This is a genomic window from Gryllotalpicola ginsengisoli DSM 22003, from assembly GCF_000419445.1.
Taxonomy (GTDB): Bacteria; Actinomycetota; Actinomycetes; order Actinomycetales; family Microbacteriaceae; genus Gryllotalpicola; species Gryllotalpicola ginsengisoli.
Genome location: NZ_AULK01000003.1, coordinates 117,816 through 135,751, shown reverse-complemented (window position 1 = coordinate 135,751; position 17,936 = coordinate 117,816). Strand labels below are relative to the sequence as shown.

Here is a 17,936-nt window from a genome sequence, read left to right as displayed (position 1 = left end):
AACGCCGGGTACCGTGGCCTGGATGCGTGTGACACGGCTGCTCGCTGCGGCATCCGCCGCGCTGCTCGCATGCGCCGGCGCGCTCGTCGCGGGTCCGCCGGCGATCGCGGCGCCCAGCCCGGACGCCGCCGCGCCCGTGAGCGGCACCGCGCCGCCCGACTGCGCCGACTTCGAGTTCATCGCCGCCCGCGGCTCCGGGGAGGACAACTCGACCCCGGCCGCGACGCGGTACACGACGGGGAACCTCGGCATGGGCGGCGAACTGCACGACGTGTACGAGCGCATCGAGCACACGGCGAGCGCCCAAGGGGTGACCGTCGCCGCCTACGGCGTGCCGTACCCCGCGATCGGCGTCGACGTGCTGAGCACCGGCGCGCTGTTCGGCGACACGGCCGCCGCCTACCTCAAGTCGGCCGAGCTCGGCGCGCACGCGGCGGCGGCCGAGATCGAGCGGGTGCACCGGGAGTGCCCTGACACGGGCATCATCGTGGGCGGCTACTCGCAGGGGGCCGAGGTCATCGTCGACGCCGTCAACGAGACCACCGCCGCGGCGCGCGAATCCCTGCGCGCCGCCGTGTTCTTCGGCAGCACCTACTTCACCGCATCCGCCACCGCGCACGACTACGGCAACTACGACCCCGACCTCGACGGCTACCTCGTGCACACGGGCGGGGACCTGGGCGGCCCGTCGACCCCGTCCGGCGAGAACTGGGCCGACGCCTTCGGCGACACCCCGATCTTCGACTACTGCCACAACGGGGACCCGATCTGCGGCCTCGTCGACGACCGCACCATCGACGGCGTGGACTACCCCGTGCGCGACTTCGCCCACATCGTGACCGCGAGCGCCGACGACGACGGGCACCCGAGCATCTTCAGCCAGCACACGACGTACCTGCGCGGAGACACGCTGAACGCGGCCCAGTACCTGCGGCAGGCGATGGGGCTGCCGATCTATTCCAGCGGCGATGCGCCCACGGCGACGATCACAGCGGATGGCTCGGCCGAGGTCGGCGCACCGGCACGGTTCAACGCGGGCGGCACGCTGAGCGATCCCGCCGACCCGGTGGTGAGCTACCACTGGGTCATCGACGCCGGGACCGCCGATGCCCGAGACCTGTACACCGCCGACCCTGTGCTCACCACCACCTTCGACGAGCGCGGCGAGCACACCGTGCGGGTGTCGGTCACGACGACGAGCGGGGCGACGAGCGGGGCATCCGTCAACGTGCAGGTGGTCGCGACGCCCGTGATCTCGCCGTCCGCCCCCACGCAGGTGAAGGGCGAATCCGGCGACGGCACGGCCACGCTCAGCTGGCCCGTCGTCGACGGCGCGGCGTTCTACGCGGTGCGCGACGGACCGGGAAAGCTCCTCGCCGCGTTCACCCCGCTCACGCCGGGCCAGGACACGGTGTCGTGGACGGACACGGGCCTGAAGAACGGCTCACGGCACGACTACCGCGTCTACGCCGTCAACAGCGTGGGCGCGAGCGACGCGTCGCGGCAGGTCACGGTCACCCCGCACGCCCGTGACACGGACTCGGACGCCGACGGCGACCGGCCGCTGGCACTCCCGGTCCCGCGCACCACCCTCGTGGACCCGGAACTCGCGTGGGCCGTCGGCCTCGGCCTCATCGTCGCCGTGCTCGTCGTGACGCTGGTGGCGGGTCGCTCCGGCGGACCGGGGCGCCCGGGCCGGCGCTGAGCGCGCCGACGCTCACGACCCCGCAGCGGCTCAGTACGCCGGCCCGATCCGCGTGATCGCGGCGACCGTGCTGTTCGACGAGGTCTTGCCGTAGCTCTTCCCGCACACGTCGAGGTAGGGGAGCGCCTGCTGCATCTGCGTGGCCGTCCACGGCAGCCCCACCACGGGCGTCTTCTTGCCGTCGCTCGCCTTCGCCTTGGAGGCGATCGAGGCGAGTTCGAGGGCGAGGGTGCGCACGAACGCGGCGCCGTTCGTCGAGTCGTTGAGCATCACCACGACGGTGAGGCCGGTGGCCGGGTCGCTGTAGGCGGCGGTGAGATACCCCGGCACCGCGCTCGCATGCCCGACGAGCGGGCCCATCTTCTCGACGCCGAGGCCATAGGTCGCCCAGGACGGCGCCTTGCTCGAGATGGTGATGGCGGTCTGCTGCTGCTTGGCCAGGCCCGAGTTCACCAGGTCGCCGGCGGCGACCGCATGCGCGATGGAGGCGGTGTCGTCGAGGTCGCTGACCACCGCGCCCGAGGCCTGCATGAAGGTGGGCGACAGGGCCGTCACGTCGACCGTCGCCGTGCAATCCCGGTGGCCGGTGATCGGATCCTCGTCGGCGGCGTAGCCGTGCGCGGCCGGCGAGGGCAGGCTCGTGCCGGAGGGCACGCCCGTCGAGGTCAGCCCGAGCGGCTTCTCGACGTATTCGGCGTAGAGCTCGGACATGGACTGGTTGGTCACCGCCTCCAGCGCCATGCCGAGCAGCACGAAACCGGCGTTGCTGTATCCGAAGCGCTGCCCCGGCTTGCCGACGGGGGTGCCGAGCGCGCTGTTGATGAGCTCGACCTCGTCCCAGGTGCGCTGCGGGTTCGTGACCGCCTGCGGGTAGAGCTCGCTCCAGTAGTCGGCGATGCCGCTGGTGTTCTGGCACAGCTGCTCCAGCGTGTAGTCGCCGATGCCGACGAGCCGGGGCAGATAGGTCGTGACCTTGTCGTCGAGCTTGACCTTGCCCGCCTCGACCAGCTTGAGCAGCACGGTGCAGGTCATCGGCTTCGTGACCGAGCCGATGCGCCAGGACATCGAGGTGGTCATGTCGGGGCCGGACTTCTTGGACTTCGAATCGGATGGCTCGGCCGCGGCCCCCTCCGCCGCCTTCCACTCGCCCGACCACGGAGCCCAGACACCGGCGATCGCCCCGGTCGCCCCGCTCATCTCGAGCGCGCTCTTCAGCGCCTTGTCGAGCGAGTCGGCGGTGGCCTGGGGCATCCGCCCCTCGTCCTGCGAGCCGATCGCGTCGACCGTGGGCTTGTCGTCGCCCAGCGAGCAGCCGGCGAGCAGCACAGCGGTCAACCCGATCGACACGGCCGCGAGCGCGCGTCTCACCCGCCGTCCGATCATTGCCCGCATGTGGTCTCCACCCCTGGAAGTCGCCGTCCCGAACGAGTCTATGAGACCGGGCGACGGGCTTCCCGAGGATGCCCTGACGGCGTGACGTGCTCGTTATGTTGCCGTCTGCGCCACGCGCGGGGCTCGCCCCGCGTCGGCCATGAACCGCTCGACGTCGCGGTCGACCATGATGTCGGAGGGGCGCAGCGGCCGGCTCAGGTACAGCCCGTCGAGCGCCGTGATGCGGCTGAGCGCCACATAGGTCTGGCCGGGGCTGAACGCGCGCGCACCGAGGTCGACGATCGCCTGATCGTAGGTCTTGCCCTGCGACTTGTGGATGGTCACCGCCCACGCGAGCCGCAGCGGGAACTGCGTGAACTCGGCCACGACGTCTTTGCTGAGCTTCTTCGTGGCCGGGTCGTAGCTGTACTTGTGCCGCTCCCACGTGACCGGTTCGACCTCGTGCACGGTGCCTTCGACCTCCACGTGCACATTGCTGGCGATGCGCGTGACCGTGCCGATCGACCCGTTCACCCAGCGCATCTCACCCTGCCCCTGCGTGTCGTTGCGCAGGAACATCACCTGGGCGCCCACCTTGAGGTCGAGCGTCTCCTCCGCCGGGTAGTTGCGGCCGCCGAAGTCGCCGGAGATCTCGGCCTTCGCGGTCTGCATGCGCCCCGGCAGCCGGACCAGCCGGCTCTGGTTGATGCGGGTGACGGCGTCGTTGCGGCTGGCGAGCGTGATGACCCCATCGGATGGCGCGGGCCGGGCTCCCACGGAATTGAGCCGGTCCGCGATCTGCTTGGTGACCATGCCGTGCCGCACCGCGTTGAGCATGTACTTGAACTCGGATTCGTGCTGCCGGTGCACCTCGACCAGCTCGACGATCTTGAGCTCGGCCTCGCGCCAGACCCTGGCGTCGAAGAACCACATCGAGCGGTAGGTGTCGGCGAAGTAGGCGCGCTCCTCCGTGCTGCCCGGAACGGGCGCCAGCTGGTACGGGTCGCCGAAGAGCACGACCTGCACGCCGCCGAACGGCGTCTGCCGCTTGCGCGCCTGACGCAGGCTGCGGTCGATCGCGTCCATCAGGTCGGCGTTGACCATGCTGACCTCGTCGACCACGAGGGTGTCGATGGTGTTCAGCAGCTTCTTCAGCTCGTCGGACTGGTCGATGGGGTGGTCGGCGATGACCCCGATCGGCAGCCGGAACAGCGAGTGGATGGTCTGCCCGCCGACGTTCAGCGCGGCCACCCCGGTCGGCGCGCAGATGACGAGCTGCTTCTCGGTGTTCCACGCCAGGTGGTTCAGCAGCGTCGACTTGCCGGTTCCCGCGCGCCCGGTGACGAACACGTGATCCCGGCCGTGCTCGATCAGGTCGAAGACGGCCTGCTGTTCGCGCGAGAGTGCCGGGGCCACCGTGCCATGTTAGTTTTGCGCGCCGGTCCCCGCCCGGCGCGCCGCGGTCGGCTTGTGCAAATCCGACGTCCGCCGGCGAGCAAGTCGCCGGCTCGAAGAGCGTCTCGCCGCACGTCCGCCCGCGTTTGCGCTACTCGGATCCGCATTGCGCTTCACGGAACCGAGGCGCGCACGGCGGACCCGAGTAGCGCACGGCCCTAGCGGTGCGCGGAGTCCCGCTCGGCCATCCGTTTGAGCATCGCGTTGTACTCGGCGACGTCGGCGTTGCCGCTGCGATCGGATGCGCGGTCCCGCCGCTTCGTCTCCCTGGCGTCGCTTCGGCTCCACTGCACGGCCACGATGACGGCGAGCGCGAACGTCGGGATCTCGCCGATGCTCCAGGCGATGCCGCCGGCCGTGACCTGATCCTGCATGGGGGTCTGGCCCCAGGTGCGGCCCATGGCGCCGAACCACTCAGGCAGGAACATGCCCGAGGCCGACATGATGGTCAGCCCGAAGAAGGCGTGGAAGACCATGGTGCCGAGCAGCAGCAGCAGGCGGAACGGGTAGGCGAGGCGGTACGGCACCGGGTCGATGCCGATCAGCGACTGCACGAACAGGTACCCGGTGATCAGGAAGTGGGCGATCATCCACTCGTGGCCGATGTGGTCGGCCGTGGCCCAGCGGAACAGCGGCGAGTAGTAGAACACCCAGAGGCTGCCGGCGAACAGCAGCGCCGAGACGAACGGGTTGGCCAGCACCTTCGCGACGGGGCTGTGCACGGCGAGCAGGATCCACTCGCGGCCGCCGCGGGAGCCATCCGTTCTCTTCCGGATCGCACGCGCCGCCAGCGTGACCGGCGCCCCAGGGACGAGCAGCAGCGGCACCAGCATGGTGAGCACCATGTGCATCGTCATGTGCGCCGAGAACAGGTAGTCGACGTACATGGCGATGCCGCCGCTCGTGATGTAGGCGAGCACGAGCATGCCGAAGATCCAGCTGATGGTGCGGCCGACGGGCCAGCGGTCGCCGCGGCGGTGCAGCCGCCACACCCCGGCGAGGTAGAAGAAGATGCCGAAGCCCGCCACGAGCAGCCAGAGCGGGTCGACGTCGGCGCCGAAGAGCAGGGTGTGCAGCGTCTCCGGCGGCGGAAGCGGCTGGCCGGTGAGGGTCTCGGCCGGGCTCGTGCCCTCGGCGACCTGCTTCACCGGCGTCGCCGTGCGGGCGAGCGCGGCGGCGATCCCCGTGGCGAAGCCCATGAAGACGAGCTCGGCGACGACGATGCCCCAGAACGGTCCCCGAGCGGCGCCGTTCGACTCCCTCAGCCGCCGGATCAGCCAGTTGCGCTGGGTCGCGCCGAACAGGCCCAGCACGATCAGCATGGTCACCTTGCCGAGCACCAGCGCGCCGTACGGCGTGAGCAGTGCCGCCCAGGTGCCGACCCGCAGTTCCGCGCTGAGGTACCCGCTGTAGGCGACCACGACGAAGCAGACGATCGCGAAGCTCGAGTAGCGGGTGAGCACCGCCACGAGCCGCTCGCCGGGCAGCGCACCGCGGATCAGCACGAGGGTGAGCAGCCCGCCCACCCAGACCGTCGCGGCGACGATGTGCAGGCCGAGGGAGGTGATGGCGAGGTTGTGGCCGCTTGTTCCGGCGGCGTGCCCCTGCAGCGCGATCGGCACCAGCGAGCCGATCGCGAGCGCCGTGACGAAGACGAGCAGGATCTGGCCGCGCACGGCGAAGCACAGCACGGTCACGACCGCCGCGGTGAGCGTCGTGACCAGCCACGCCTGCCCGAGGGCGATCTGCGTGACGAACTGGCTCAGCTGGTCGCTGAACGACTGGGTGAACGAGAACGGCGTGCCGGCCGTGTCGCAGAACGAGAGCACGGTGACGACAGCGGATGCCACGGTCATCACGGCCGCGGACCCGGCGGCCACGTCCAGCGCCTTGTCGAACTCGGGCTTTCCCGGCGCGAGGGCGAACACCGACAGGGCGAGCGCTCCGATCATGCCGGCCGCGGAGAGGTCGACGAACAGCTTCGCGATCGGCAGACCCCAGCGCACCACCGGGCCCGGATCGCTCAGTGCGAGCGGGGCGCTGGCCCCGCCGAAGGCGAGCGCGGCGATCACGGCGGCGAGCGCCCCGAGCACCAGCGCCGCAGGTCCTGCGACACGCTGCACTCTGCTCTTCACCGCACCAGCCTAGGCCGGGGCACCTTGGAGGGCGCCCCGCGCGGAGCCCGGCGGCGCGTGGGGAAGGCATGCAAAAAGGCGCTCACTGGGTGAGCGCCTTTTGCGTCGCGTGCTGCCTTACTTGACGGCGGCCTTGAGCTTCGAGCCCGCGGTCAGCTTGACGCGCTTGCCGGCCGGGATCTTGATCTCGGCGCCGGTCTGCGGGTTGCGGCCGGTGCGGGCAGCGGTCTCGGTGCTCTCGGCGGCGAGCCAGCCGGGGATGGTGACCTTGCCGCCGGCGGCGACGGTCTTGGCGACGGTGGTGAAGAACGCGTCGATCACACCACTGACGGCGGTCTGGCTCAGACCGGTCTCACCGGCGAGTGCGGCGACCAGCTCGGTCTTGTTCAGCGACTTGTCAGCCATGGGGTGTCCTCCTCGGACGATCTGCTGCGTTCCGCAGCGTATTGAGAAGTGAAACGTAATGGCCCGTCGGGCCGGTTCGTTCGGGCCGGTTTGGCCACGGCCAAAGTAGCAGAGAACCGCGGAAACACGCGGAAGTTCGGCGTGTTGCGGCCATGGAAGGATGGCCTCATGACCTCAGCAGACACCTCATCCGGCATCCGTACCGCGCGCGGCAGCGTTGCCATCGTCAACGCCCGCCTCGTGCCCGTCGCCTCCGACGAGATCGAAAACGGCACCATCGTCGTCACCGACGGAGTCATCTCGGCGCTCGGCGCCGACGTGCCCGTCCCCGACGGCGTTCCCGTCGTCGATGCGGGCGGCAAGCCCGTCTACCCGGGCTTCATCGAGGCGCACGGCCACCTCGGCGTGCACGAGGAGGCCGAGGGCTGGGCCGGCAACGACACCAACGAGATGACCGACCCGAACGGTGCCGGTCTGCGCGCCATCGACGGCATCAACATCGAGGACGAGGGCTTCCGCGACGCGCTGATCGGCGGGGTGACCAGCGCCGTGATCAAGCCCGGCTCCGGCAACCCCATCGGCGGCCAGACCGTCGCGATCAAGACCTGGGGCGGGCGCACGGTGGACGAGCAGGTAATCTCCGACGCCGTGTCGGTCAAGTCGGCTCTGGGCGAGAACCCGAAGCGGGTGTACGGCGACAAGAAACAGCTGCCCTCGACCCGGCTCGGGGTCGCCGCCGTGATCCGCGCCGCGTTCGTCGAGGCGCAGAATTACCGCGCGAAGCGGGATGCGGCCGCCGCGAAGGGCGATCCGTTCGACCGCGACCTCGCCAAGGAGACGCTCGTTCGCGTGCTCGACGGCGAACTCGCCTGGGACCAGCACACGCACCGCGCCGACGACATCGCCACCGCGCTGCGGCTCGCCGACGAGTTCGGCTACCGCCTCGTCATCAACCACGGCACCGAGGGGGCGGAGCTCGCCGACGTGCTCGCCGAGCGCGACGTTCCGGTGATCTTCGGCCCGCTGTTCACCTCGCGCTCGAAGGTCGAGCTGCGCAAGCGGGCGATCGCGAACCTCGGGCGCCTCGCCGCGGCGGGCGTGCGCGTGGCCATCACCACCGACCACCCCGTGGTGCCGATCAACTTCCTCATCCACCAGGCGTCGCTCGCCGTCAAGGAGGGCCTCGACCCCAAGACCGCCATCGAGGCGCTCACCGTCAACCCGGCCTCGTTCCTGGGCTTGCGCGACCGCGTCGGCGCGCTCGAGCCCGGCCTCGACGGCGACCTCGTGATCTGGTCGGGCGACCCGCTCGACGTGAACTCCCGCGCCGAGCAGGTGTTCATCACCGGCACGCGCGTCTACACGTGGGATGCCTCCTCCGGCGGCGCGGTCGTCGAGCGGTCCTCCCGCTTCTGATTGTCGCGCCGGTCCCCGCCCGGCGCGAGTCGCTGGCGCGATTCGCCGTCACGCCGCCGAATCGCTGATGGCTGGCTTGGCAGGGCGACCTACGACGAAGGGCTCCCCCTGAGGGGAGCCCTTCGCTCGTTGTGCTGTGGTCTACCAGCTCGACTTGGTGATGCCGGGCAGCTCGCCGTTGTGCGCCATGTCGCGGAAGCGGACGCGGGAGATGCCGTACTTCGACAGCACGCCGCGGGGGCGGCCGTCGATCTGGTCGCGGCTGCGCAGGCGGACCGGCGACGCGTTGCGGGGGAGCTTCTGCAGGCCGATGCGGGCGGCCTCGCGCTCCTCGTCGGTGGCGTTCGGGTTCACGAGCTGCTTCTTCAGCTCGAGACGCTTGGCGGCGTAGCGGGCGACCACGGCCTCGCGCTGCTTGTTGCGGGCGATCTTGCTCTTCTTAGCCATGGTGCTTAGCGCTCCTCACGGAACTCGACGTGCTTGCGGATGATCGGGTCGTACTTCTTCAGCACGAGGCGGTCGGGGTCGTTGCGGCGGTTCTTCTTGGTCACGTAGGTGTAACCGGTGCCGGCCGTCGAGCGGAGCTTGATGATCGGACGGATGTCCTGCTGCTTAGCCATCAGATCTTCTCCCCACGGGCCAGGATGTCCTTGACGACCGATTCGATGCCGCGGGCGTCGATGACCTTGATGCCCTTGGCCGAGACGTTCAGCGTGACGTTACGACGCAGCGACGGCACGTAGTAGGTCTTCTTCTGGATGTTCGGGTCGAAACGACGCTTGGTGCGTCGGTGAGAGTGCGAGATGTTGTGACCGAAGCCGGGAACGGCGCCGGTCACCTGGCACACTGCTGCCATGTGATTCCTCCATCACTACCGATGAGCCTTCACGGCTCATCCCAAGATCTCTTGTCGGCACACGCCAAGCACCTGATCTTGCGAATGGGGGATTGGCATGCACGAACCGGGCCGAGGAGTCCGACCCAGACAAACAGCCAGCTTACCGGGCGGCGTGTCGATCCGCCAAATCGCAGCGGCCGCGCTATCCGTACGCGCCCGCCGCGGGTCGACTCACGGCGCAGCCGTCAACGGAGACGGGACCGGCGCTGCCGCTATGAGATCGGATGCTCCGCCCCGCCGCCGCCCGCGGAGCAGCTCGCGCACAGCCCGAACACGTCGACGATGTGCTGCGGCTGGGTGAATCCGTTCGCCGCGGCGACGCCCTGCGCCCACTCCTCGACCTCATCGGCGGAGATCTCGACGGTGAGTCCGCAGTTGCGGCAGATCAGGTGGTGGTGGTGGCCGGCGGAGGTGCAGGCACGGTAGAGCGCCTCGCCCTCGGGGGACTGCAGCGAGTCGGCGTCGCCCTCGTCGGCGAGCGCCGACAGGGTGCGGTACACGGTCGCGAGTCCGATGGACGAACCCCGGTCGCGCAGCGACGAATGCAGGGCCTGCGCGCTGATGAATCCCTCGGTCGAGCCGAGCGCCTTGCGCACCGCCTCGCGCTGCCAGGTGTTGCGTTTCGCGGTGCTCATGCCAGCGCCCCCTCCTGTGCCTCGCGCACCGGGGCCGGGCGCGGGGCGCTCGAGCGGCGCGTGCGCACCGCGGCGATCGCGCGGCACGCGGCGTAGATGGCGAACGAGATCGTCGTCACGTAGGGGCTGATCGGCACCGACGAGCCCAGGGCCAGCAGGATGCCGCCGACCATGGCCGTGACGCCGAAGGCGACGCTGAGCAGTGGCACGACCAGCGGGGACGCGGAGACCTTGAGGGCGGCCGCGGCCGGAGTGACCAGGATCGAGAGCACGAGCAGGGCGCCGACGATCTGCACCGACACCGCGACCGAGAGCCCGAGCAGCAGCATGAACACGATGGACAGGCCGCGCACGGGCACCCCGCGGGCGGTCGCGACGTCGGCGTCGACGGAGGCGAACATCAGCGGACGCCACACCACGGCGAGGCCGATCAGCACGACGAGGGTGACGGCGATGAGCCATCCGATCTGCGGGTCGTCGATCGCGACGATCTGGCCGGTCAGCAGACCGAACTTGTTGGCGCTGCGGCCCGGATACAGGGCGAGGCAGAGGATGCCGAGGCCGAGGCCGAACGGCATCAGCACGGCGGTGATGCTGTTGCGCTCGCGGGCGCGGGCCCCGAGCAGGCCGATCAGCAGCGCGGCGATGAGCGAGCCGATGATGGACCCTTGCACGACGCCGACGCCGAGCAGCAGGCCGGCGGATGCGCCGGCGAAGGACAGCTCGCTGATGCCGTGCACCGCGAACGCCATGTCGCGGCTCATCACGAACACGCCGATCAGACCGCCGACGAGGCCGAGCAGGGCGCCGGCGATGATCGAGTTGCGCAGCAGCACGATGAGCTCGCCGTAGTCGGCGAAGTTGAAGACCTGGCTCCAGTCGACGGCCGCGATCACAGGGCGACCGCCTCGGCGTCGGACGGGTCGTGGTCGCACAATTCCTCATGGCCGGCGTCGTGGTGCTCGTCGTGCGGGGCGTGCCCGCTGTCGGGCGTGCCGACGACGATGATCCGGCCGCGGGCGCGGATCACGTCGACGGGGGAGCCGTAGAGCTCGCTGAGCACCTCGCTGCGCAGCACGTCGTCGGGGGTTCCGGTGCGGAACCGGCCGCCGGCGAGGTAGAGCACGCGGTCGACCATGCCGAGCACCGGGTTGATGTCGTGGGTGACGAACAGCACGCCGAAGCCGCGCTCACGCCGCTGCCGGTCGATCAGTTCGCTGATCGCGCGCTGGTTGGAGAGGTCGAGCGAGGCGAGCGGTTCGTCGGCCAGCAGCAGGTGCGGGTCGGCGGCCAGCGCCTGGCCGATGCGCAGTCGCTGCTGCTCGCCGCCGGAGAGGCGGGAGACCGGCTTGCGGGCGTAGGAGGTGGCGCCGACCTCGGCGAGCAGGCGGTCGACGACGGCGCGCTTGCGCCGCGAGGGCCAGAACCCCCAGCGTCCGCCGTCGAGGCCGAGGCCGACGAGGTCGCGCGCGCGCAGCGGGGTGCCGTCGTCGGCAAGCTTCTGCTGCGGCACGTATCCGATGCCCGGGTTTCCCGCCCGCACCGGTTCGCCCTCGAACAGCACCTCGCCGCGGGTCAGCCGCTGCTGGCCGAGGATGACGCGCAGCAGGCTCGTCTTGCCGGTGCCGTTCGCGCCGAGCACCGCGACGAACTCGCCCGGCTGCACGTCGAGGTCGACCCCGCTCCAGAGGGTGCGGTCGTCGAAGCGGAGCGTCGCCCCGCGCAGGCTGAGCACGGGGTCGCTGCCGGATCGCGTGGCGTCAGCGGGCAAGCGCTGCTCCGATCGCGTCGAGGTTGGCCGTCATCCACCCAATGTAGTTCTGCCCGGCCGGCAGCGTCTCGGTCACCGGCACGACCGGGATGCCGTTCTGCTTGGCCGCCTTCAGCACGGCCTCCGTCTGCGCCCCGGTGGTCTGCTCGTTGTAGGCGAGCAGCTTCGCCGTCTTCGAGGTGTACAGGGCCAGTGTCTTCTGGAGGACCGTGGGCGCGACATCCGTGCCGTTCTCGATCGCCTCGCTGAACTTCTCGGGCGTGACGTCGTCGAGGCCGATCGCGTCGAGCATGTAAAGAGGTACCGGCTCGGTGATGGTCACCTTCTCGCCCGCGTACTTGTTCTTGAGCTGCGCCTCGGTCGACTCGAGGGTCTTCAGCTCGCCGTCGAACTTCGCCGCGGCCGCCGTGAAGTCGGCCTTGTCGGCCGGGTCGGCCTTTGCGAAGGCATCCGCCATCTTGTCGGCGACCTTCTGCACGGTCGGGAAGTCGTACCAGAGGTGCTCGTTGAACTCGCCGTCGGCCGGGTGCTGGTCGTAGCCGGAGATCTTCGCAGCGGTGAGCACGGTCGCCGTGCTCTTCGCGGCGTTCACCATGGTCGTGACGAAGTCGTCGTAGCCGCCGCCGTTGGCGATGACGACGTCGGCCTTCGAGATGGCGAGCTGATTTCGCGCGTCGGCCTGGTACTCGTGCGGGTCCTTGTCGGGGTCGTCGATGATCGACGTGACGTGCACGTGGCTGCCGCCGACGGACTCGGCGACGCTGCCCCAGACGTCGGTGGAGGCGACGACCTGGACGGTGCCGTCGGATGCGGACGAGCCGGGCTGCCCGGAGGCGCTGCTCGAGCATCCGGCGAGCGCGAGGCCCGCGGCGGCGAGGGAGACGATGAGGGCGGAACGCTTCGAGGTGCGCACGAAGGGGGCCTGTCTAAGTCGAGAACGGATGGCGCGACCCGCGCCGCTTCGTACGCTACGCCTTATTGATAATGATTGTCAAAAGCGTTTGCGGCGCTCAGCGGGGAAGCGCCGCGGCGACGGCGAGGACGCGCTCGATCGCCTCCTCCTCGCCGACGGAGATGCGGATGCCCTCGGCGCCGAACGGGCGCACGGCGATGTCGGCGTCGAAGAAAGCATCCGTCGCCTCGGCCGTGTGCTCCCCGGTCGGCAGCCAGAGGAAGTTGCCCTGCGCCGCCGGCACCGCCCATCCCTGGCCGATGAGGGCGTCGCGCAGCCGGTCGCGGCGGGCGACGATGTCGGCCACCCGTTCGTCGAGCTCCGACTGCCGGTCGAGGCTCGCGATGGCGGCGGCGTAGCCGAGCTCGGTGACGGCGAACGGGATCGCCGTCGCGCGCGCCGCGTCGAGGATGCGGGCCGGGCCGATCGCGTAGCCGACCCGCAGGCCGGCAAGTCCGTAGGCCTTGGAGAAGGTGCGCGTGATGACGAGGTTCGGGAAGCGGCGCAGATACGCCTCTCCGTCGACCGCAGCGGGGTCGGTGACGAACTCGCGGTACGCCTCGTCGAGCACGACGAGCACGTCGTCGGGAACGGCGGCCATGAAGGCCTCGAAGTCGGAGGCGGAGACCGTGGGGCCGGTCGGGTTGTTCGGCGAGCAGACCAGCACCACGCGGGTGCGCTCGGTCACGGCCGCGGCGAGCGCGGGCAGGTCGTGCTCGAGGGTGTCGGTGAGCGGCACCTGCACGCTCGTCGCGCCGGTGACCGTGACGAACGCCGGGTAGGCCTCGAAGGACCGCCAGGCGTAGAGGATCTCGTCGCCGGGGCCGGCCGCGGCGAGCATCAGCTGCTGCAGCAGCGACGACGAGCCGGCGCCGACCAGCACCTCGGCGAACTCGACGTCGAACCGGTCGGCGAGCCGGGTGCGCAGGGCGATCGCGGCCCCGTCGGGATACCGGTTGTACTCGGCCCGCGCGATCGCCGCCTCGAGCACGCCCGGCAGCGGCGGATACGGGTTCTCGTTGCTCGAGAGCTTGAACCCCTCGGGCGAGGGCGAGCGGCCCTGCGAATACGAGCCCAGCGCGGCGATCTCGGGGCGAAGTCTGACGTTCTCCGACACGCTTCAACCGTAGCGGTGCGCCCCTGGCACACTGTGAACCATGCGCTTCCTCGTGAAACTGCTGATCAACGCGTTCGCGCTGTGGCTGACGACGCTGATCGTCTCGGGCGTGCACGTGACGCCGTGGGATGCCGACTCCGGCGGTGCGACCTTCTGGACGTACCTCTTCCTCGCCCTCATCTTCGGCGTCGTCAACGGCGTGATCGGCACCGTGCTGCGCATCGTCGCCTTCCCCCTCTACCTCGTCACCCTCGGCCTGTTCGCGCTGATCGTGAACGGCATCCTGCTGCTGCTCGTCGCCTGGATCTCGAGCTGGTTCGGGTTCGGGCTCAGCATCGACGGCTTCTGGTGGGGCGTGCTCGGCGCCCTCGTGCTCGGCGTCATCAGCTGGATCGTCGGGTTGTTCTTCCGGCCGCTCACCCGGCGCGACAGGGACTGACGGCGCTCCCCCTCACTGCACCTTCGCCGTGCCCGCACCTGCGCCGGGCGCCACATACACCCGCTCGCCGCGCCACAGCGTGACGGTCGCCGTGCCGCCGCCCGTGAAGGCTGCGAGCCGCTCCCGCGCGGCGACCAGGCGTCGATCGGATGAGGCGTCCATCTGCTCGGCCGTGGCCCGGTAGCCCGACATCCGATGCTGCGGCACTCCGCCGCCGCCGGCTGACGCCGAGGCATCCGTGCTCTCGCGCACGACCACGCGGTCGAGGGCGCCCGCGCCCACCCGCGGCAGACCGCCGAGCGTCGGCACCGGGTCGTCGACGTGCTCCACCGCGACGTTCGTGGTCGAGGACGGCACGCTCACCCCGGCGGTCGGCGAGCCGAACGTGACCAGCATCGGCGCCGACACGGCCGCGGAGGAGACGAGCCCCGCGGCGACGATGCCGCCCTGCGAATGGCCGACGGGGAGCACCTCGTCGCCGAGCTGCCAGCCGGCCTGCTGCAACGCGGCCATCGTCGCGCGCGTGGACGCGGCAGCCTCGCCGGCGACGCCGCTCGCGTTCGAGGTGAGATCCCACGGCTCGTCGTCGGCCACCGCGTTCCACTCGACGGTGCCGCCGGCGTAGACGACGAAGCGCCGAGAGCCGTCGGGCTGGTCATAGCGCTCCACCCGCACCTGCGGTGCGCCCTCGTCGGCGGCGGGGATGCGCGCGGCGAGGTCGGCGAACCCCGCGGGCGCCGAGTCGGAGACCGGATCGCCGACCGACTCGACCGTGACGTCGGTCTCCTCGAGCGCGCGGCCGGGCAGCTCGCGCACGAACCACAGCGCGAGCGGCACGTCGACGCTCTCCGCGAACCGCCGCAGCCACGCGTCGAATTGCTCGTCGGTCCACGGCTTCCGGCCGGCCGGCGCGAGCGCGGCGGCCTGCGCCGCGAGCACCGCCAGATCGAAGGCGCCGCCGCCCGCGTGCGCGGCGAGCCACGCCTGGGCCGTCGACAGCCGCTCGGCGATGCCGTAGCGCACCGCGGCCTCGCCGAGGCCGTCGGCCAGAGCCCGGGCCTGCTCGTCGGCGAGGGCCAGCTCGCGGCGGGCCGTCGCCAGCAGCCAGTCCACCTCCCCGGGAGGCACCGGCCCCGCACCGAGGTCGCCGGAGAGCTGCTCGGTGCGCCGGGCGAGCTCGCGCAGCATCCGTTGCGCCTCGAGCAGCGACTCGGTCGTGACCGCGAAGCTGCCGCCGCCCGACACCTCGATGCCGCTCATGACGCACCCGCCAGCACCGCGTCGGCGCGCTCGAGGGCCCAAATCACCGCGACCACGCGATCGCCGACCTCGTCGACGCGGCGCCCGAAAGCCGCGCTCGCCACCCCGTGCCAGCCGTCGGGTCGCGGCAGCAGCGCCCGCAGCGGATAGCACTCGGATTGCACGCCGCGCAGGCGCACGCGCAGGGCAACGGCCGGGTCGGGCCCGGAGTCGGGCAGGCGCATCATGGTCACTTCTCCTCATCCGGCGCGGACGGACTCACATCGTCTCCGAGGCCGGCGACGATCGGATGCCGCGGCGCAGCGCATCGTGGAGAACCGGGGCCGCCCTCCGGCTGTGCGGGGCGAGTCGCGCCGCACCGGCGCTGCGGCACAATGGTTCCCGTGACGTTCGCCTCCGCCGCAGCCGACGAGGCGGACTCTGATCTCTTCCGCGTCTGCTTCGTGTGCAGCGGGAACATCTGCCGCTCGCCGATGGCCGAGGTCGTGTTCCGCGAGCTCGCCGCGGAGGCCGGCGTCGGCGACCGGGTCGTCTCGACGTCCGCGGGCACGGGCGACTGGCACGTCGGCGAGCCGGCGGACCCGCGCACCGTCGCCGCTCTGCAGCGCCATGGCTTCAACGGTGCAAGCCACCGCGCCCGCCAGTTCGACCCCGAGTGGTTCGGCTCGCTCGACCTGGTCGTGGCGCTCGACCACAGCCACAAGCGCATCCTCGACCACTGGGCCCCCGAGCCCGCTCAGCAGAGCAAGGTGCGCCTGCTGATGAGCTTCGCGCCGCGGGCGCGCACCCTCGACGTGCCCGACCCCTACTACTCCGACGAGGCGATGTTCGACACCGTGCTCGCCCTCGTCGAGCGCGCCTGCGCCGGACTCGTCGCGCAGCTCGCGCCCGCCCTCGACAAAGGAACCACCCGATGAACGACCAGCTGCCCGCCCTGCCGCCCCAGCCGATCAGCCCCCTCGACGGGCGGTACCGGGCCGCGGTGAGCGCCCTCGGCGACCACCTGTCGGAGGCCGGGCTGAACCGCGCTCGAGTGCACGTCGAGGTCGAGTGGCTGATCCACCTCACCTCGCGCGGGATGTTCGGCGCCGCCCCGCTCGGCGACGAGCAGGTCGCGCAGCTGCGCGCCTTCGCCGCGAACTTCGGCGACCTCGAGATCCAGGCGCTGGCCGAGATCGAGGCGACCACCCGCCACGACGTCAAGGCGGTCGAGTACCTGATCCGCGGCGAGCTGCACCGGCTCGGACTCGACGCCGTCGCCGAGCTCACCCACTTCGCGTGCACCAGCGAGGACATCAACAACCTCTCCTACGGGCTCACCGTGAAGAGCGCCGTCGAGCAGGTCTGGCTGCCGAAGCTGCGCGCGGCGATCGCGAAGCTCGCCGCGCTGGCCGAGCAGCACCGCGACGCGGCGATGCTGTCGCGCACCCACGGCCAGCCGGCCACGCCCACCACGATGGGCAAGGAGCTCGCGGTGTTCGTGTACCGGCTGAACCGCGTGGTGGCCCAGCTCGAGGCATCCGTCTATCTCGGCAAGTTCAGCGGCGCGACCGGCACTTTCGCCGCCCACCTGGCCGCCGACCCGAGCGCCGACTGGGCAGCGATCAGCCGGGAGTTCGTCGAGTCTCTGGGGCTGACCTGGAACCCGCTGACGACGCAGATCGAGTCGCACGACTGGCAGGTCGAGCTGTACGGCAAGGTCGCCCACGCGAACCGGATCCTGCACAACCTCGCCACCGACGTGTGGACGTACATCTCGCTCGGCTACTTCCGCCAGATCCCCGTCGCCGGCGCCACCGGCTCGTCGACGATGCCGCACAAGATCAACCCGATCCGCTTCGAGAACGCGGAGGCGAACCTCGAGCTCTCCTCGGCCCTGTTCGACACGCTGTCGCAGACCCTCGTCACCACGCGGCTGCAGCGCGATCTGACCGACTCGACCACGCAGCGCAACATCGGCGTCGCCTTCGGCCACTCGCTGCTGGCCCTCGACAACCTCGAGCGCGGGCTGGGCGAGATCGCGCTCGACACGGATGCGCTCGCCAAGGACCTCGACGCCAACTGGGAGGTCCTCGCCGAGGCGATCCAGACCGTCATCCGCGCCGAGGTCGTCGCCGGCCGCTCCACGATCGCCGACCCCTACGCCGTGCTCAAAGACCTGACCCGCGGGCACCGCGTCGGCGCCGACGAGCTCGCCGCGTTCGTGGCCGGGCTCGACATCGGCGACGAGGCGAAGCAGCGGCTGCTCGCGCTCACCCCGGCCGGCTACGTCGGCGCGGCATCGGCGCTCGTCGACCACCTCGCCGACCCGGTCGCGAATCAGAGCCTCTGAATAGACCGATGGTCCCACCCCCAATGCGGGGGTGAAGCGGATGCT

The 17,936-nt window shown here is 70.8% G+C and carries 19 protein-coding genes; 5 read left to right on the top strand and 14 right to left on the bottom strand.

Features of this window, described 5'->3' with window-relative positions; translation table 11 throughout:
* The first annotated feature begins 22 nt into the window (after window positions 1-22).
* A complete protein-coding gene (locus H563_RS15520) occupies window positions 23-1,705 on the top strand; it encodes a cutinase family protein (RefSeq protein WP_081416188.1) in 1,683 nt (560 codons plus the stop codon).
* A gap of 30 nt (window positions 1,706-1,735) precedes the next feature.
* Here the strand turns inward: H563_RS15520 and H563_RS15515 are convergent, their stop codons facing one another.
* From H563_RS15515 to H563_RS0107360, 4 genes are all read right to left on the bottom strand, one after another.
* Complete coding sequence (locus H563_RS15515; RefSeq protein ID WP_155865076.1) at window positions 1,736-3,073, bottom strand: serine hydrolase domain-containing protein; 1,338 nt, start codon at window positions 3,071-3,073, stop codon at window positions 1,736-1,738.
* Between the two features lie 117 nt (window positions 3,074-3,190).
* Window positions 3,191-4,492 carry an ATP-dependent DNA helicase gene (locus H563_RS0107370; RefSeq protein ID WP_022881963.1) on the bottom strand — a complete coding sequence of 434 codons (1,302 nt, stop codon included), beginning with the start codon at window positions 4,490-4,492 and terminating at the stop codon, window positions 3,191-3,193.
* A gap of 197 nt (window positions 4,493-4,689) precedes the next feature.
* Window positions 4,690-6,666, bottom strand: coding sequence for a cytochrome c oxidase assembly protein (locus H563_RS0107365; protein ID WP_027479216.1), 1,977 nt, complete (start codon window positions 6,664-6,666; stop codon window positions 4,690-4,692).
* A gap of 117 nt (window positions 6,667-6,783) precedes the next feature.
* The gene (locus H563_RS0107360; RefSeq protein WP_022881961.1) at window positions 6,784-7,071 is read right to left on the bottom strand and encodes an HU family DNA-binding protein; all 288 of its coding nucleotides are present in this window, start codon (window positions 7,069-7,071) and stop codon (window positions 6,784-6,786) included.
* A 168-nt stretch (window positions 7,072-7,239) separates the two neighbouring features.
* Here H563_RS0107360 and H563_RS0107355 point away from each other — a divergent pair, with 168 nt between their 5' ends.
* Window positions 7,240-8,487: an amidohydrolase gene (locus H563_RS0107355; protein ID WP_022881960.1), complete on the top strand. Its 1,248-nt coding sequence runs from the start codon at window positions 7,240-7,242 to the stop codon at window positions 8,485-8,487.
* Window positions 8,488-8,628: 141 nt separating this feature from the next.
* Here the strand turns inward: H563_RS0107355 and rpsN are convergent, their stop codons facing one another.
* The 8 genes from rpsN to H563_RS0107315 all read right to left on the bottom strand — a co-directional run bounded on the left by rpsN (window position 8,629) and on the right by H563_RS0107315 (window position 13,860).
* The gene (rpsN, locus tag H563_RS0107350; RefSeq protein WP_022881959.1) at window positions 8,629-8,934 is read right to left on the bottom strand and encodes a 30S ribosomal protein S14; all 306 of its coding nucleotides are present in this window, start codon (window positions 8,932-8,934) and stop codon (window positions 8,629-8,631) included.
* Window positions 8,935-8,939: 5 nt separating this feature from the next.
* Window positions 8,940-9,107 carry a 50S ribosomal protein L33 gene (rpmG, locus tag H563_RS0107345; protein WP_022881958.1) on the bottom strand — a complete coding sequence of 56 codons (168 nt, stop codon included), beginning with the start codon at window positions 9,105-9,107 and terminating at the stop codon, window positions 8,940-8,942.
* Window positions 9,107-9,343, bottom strand: coding sequence for a 50S ribosomal protein L28 (gene rpmB / locus H563_RS0107340; protein WP_022881957.1), 237 nt, complete (start codon window positions 9,341-9,343; stop codon window positions 9,107-9,109). The genes rpmG and rpmB overlap by 1 nt, the downstream gene beginning before the upstream one ends.
* 254 nt (window positions 9,344-9,597) lie before the next feature.
* Window positions 9,598-10,020: a Fur family transcriptional regulator gene (locus H563_RS0107335; protein WP_022881956.1), complete on the bottom strand. Its 423-nt coding sequence runs from the start codon at window positions 10,018-10,020 to the stop codon at window positions 9,598-9,600.
* Window positions 10,017-10,916: a metal ABC transporter permease gene (locus tag H563_RS15510; RefSeq protein WP_022881955.1), complete on the bottom strand. Its 900-nt coding sequence runs from the start codon at window positions 10,914-10,916 to the stop codon at window positions 10,017-10,019. The genes H563_RS0107335 and H563_RS15510 overlap by 4 nt, the downstream gene beginning before the upstream one ends.
* The gene (locus H563_RS0107325; RefSeq protein ID WP_022881954.1) at window positions 10,913-11,791 is read right to left on the bottom strand and encodes a metal ABC transporter ATP-binding protein; all 879 of its coding nucleotides are present in this window, start codon (window positions 11,789-11,791) and stop codon (window positions 10,913-10,915) included. The genes H563_RS15510 and H563_RS0107325 overlap by 4 nt, the downstream gene beginning before the upstream one ends.
* On the bottom strand, window positions 11,781-12,704 hold the full coding sequence (locus tag H563_RS0107320) for a metal ABC transporter solute-binding protein, Zn/Mn family (protein WP_022881953.1): 924 nt from the start codon (window positions 12,702-12,704) through the stop codon (window positions 11,781-11,783). The genes H563_RS0107325 and H563_RS0107320 overlap by 11 nt, the downstream gene beginning before the upstream one ends.
* A gap of 97 nt (window positions 12,705-12,801) precedes the next feature.
* Window positions 12,802-13,860, bottom strand: a complete 1,059-nt coding sequence (locus H563_RS0107315) for a histidinol-phosphate transaminase (RefSeq protein ID WP_022881952.1) — start codon at window positions 13,858-13,860, stop codon at window positions 12,802-12,804.
* A gap of 40 nt (window positions 13,861-13,900) precedes the next feature.
* Between H563_RS0107315 and H563_RS0107310 the strand changes: the two genes are divergently transcribed.
* Window positions 13,901-14,299, top strand: a complete 399-nt coding sequence (locus tag H563_RS0107310) for a phage holin family protein (RefSeq protein ID WP_022881951.1) — start codon at window positions 13,901-13,903, stop codon at window positions 14,297-14,299.
* Window positions 14,300-14,311: 12 nt separating this feature from the next.
* Here the strand turns inward: H563_RS0107310 and H563_RS17315 are convergent, their stop codons facing one another.
* Both H563_RS17315 and H563_RS0107300 read right to left on the bottom strand, forming a co-directional pair.
* Entirely contained in the window at window positions 14,312-15,559 is a 1,248-nt protein-coding gene (locus tag H563_RS17315; protein WP_022881950.1) for an alpha/beta hydrolase family protein, read from the bottom strand.
* The gene (locus H563_RS0107300; protein ID WP_022881949.1) at window positions 15,556-15,792 is read right to left on the bottom strand and encodes a hypothetical protein; all 237 of its coding nucleotides are present in this window, start codon (window positions 15,790-15,792) and stop codon (window positions 15,556-15,558) included. Before H563_RS0107300 ends, H563_RS17315 begins: the two co-directional genes overlap by 4 nt.
* Window positions 15,793-15,942: 150 nt before the next feature.
* On the opposite strand from H563_RS0107300, the gene H563_RS0107295 reads away from it, so the two are divergent.
* Together H563_RS0107295 and purB are read left to right on the top strand one after the other, a co-directional pair.
* Window positions 15,943-16,476: a low molecular weight protein-tyrosine-phosphatase gene (locus H563_RS0107295; protein ID WP_022881948.1), complete on the top strand. Its 534-nt coding sequence runs from the start codon at window positions 15,943-15,945 to the stop codon at window positions 16,474-16,476.
* A gap of 8 nt (window positions 16,477-16,484) precedes the next feature.
* Complete coding sequence (gene purB / locus H563_RS0107290) at window positions 16,485-17,891, top strand: adenylosuccinate lyase (protein WP_027479213.1); 1,407 nt, start codon at window positions 16,485-16,487, stop codon at window positions 17,889-17,891.
* Window positions 17,892-17,936 lie beyond the last annotated feature (45 nt).

Excerpts from the sequence above, each read along its gene's own strand:
- H563_RS15520 (WP_081416188.1), top strand. The coding sequence starts at position 23 with ATGCGTGTGACACGGCTGCTCGCTGCGGCATCCGCCGCGCTGCTCGCA.
- H563_RS0107360 (WP_022881961.1), bottom strand. The coding sequence starts at position 7,071 with ATGGCTGACAAGTCGCTGAACAAGACCGAGCTGGTCGCCGCACTCGCC.
- H563_RS0107355 (WP_022881960.1), top strand. The coding sequence starts at position 7,240 with ATGACCTCAGCAGACACCTCATCCGGCATCCGTACCGCGCGCGGCAGC.
- rpsN (WP_022881959.1), bottom strand. The coding sequence starts at position 8,934 with ATGGCTAAGAAGAGCAAGATCGCCCGCAACAAGCAGCGCGAGGCCGTG.
- rpmG (WP_022881958.1), bottom strand. The coding sequence starts at position 9,107 with ATGGCTAAGCAGCAGGACATCCGTCCGATCATCAAGCTCCGCTCGACG.
- rpmB (WP_022881957.1), bottom strand. The coding sequence starts at position 9,343 with ATGGCAGCAGTGTGCCAGGTGACCGGCGCCGTTCCCGGCTTCGGTCAC.
- H563_RS0107335 (WP_022881956.1), bottom strand. The coding sequence starts at position 10,020 with ATGAGCACCGCGAAACGCAACACCTGGCAGCGCGAGGCGGTGCGCAAG.
- H563_RS0107310 (WP_022881951.1), top strand. The coding sequence starts at position 13,901 with ATGCGCTTCCTCGTGAAACTGCTGATCAACGCGTTCGCGCTGTGGCTG.
- H563_RS17315 (WP_022881950.1), bottom strand. The coding sequence starts at position 15,559 with ATGAGCGGCATCGAGGTGTCGGGCGGCGGCAGCTTCGCGGTCACGACC.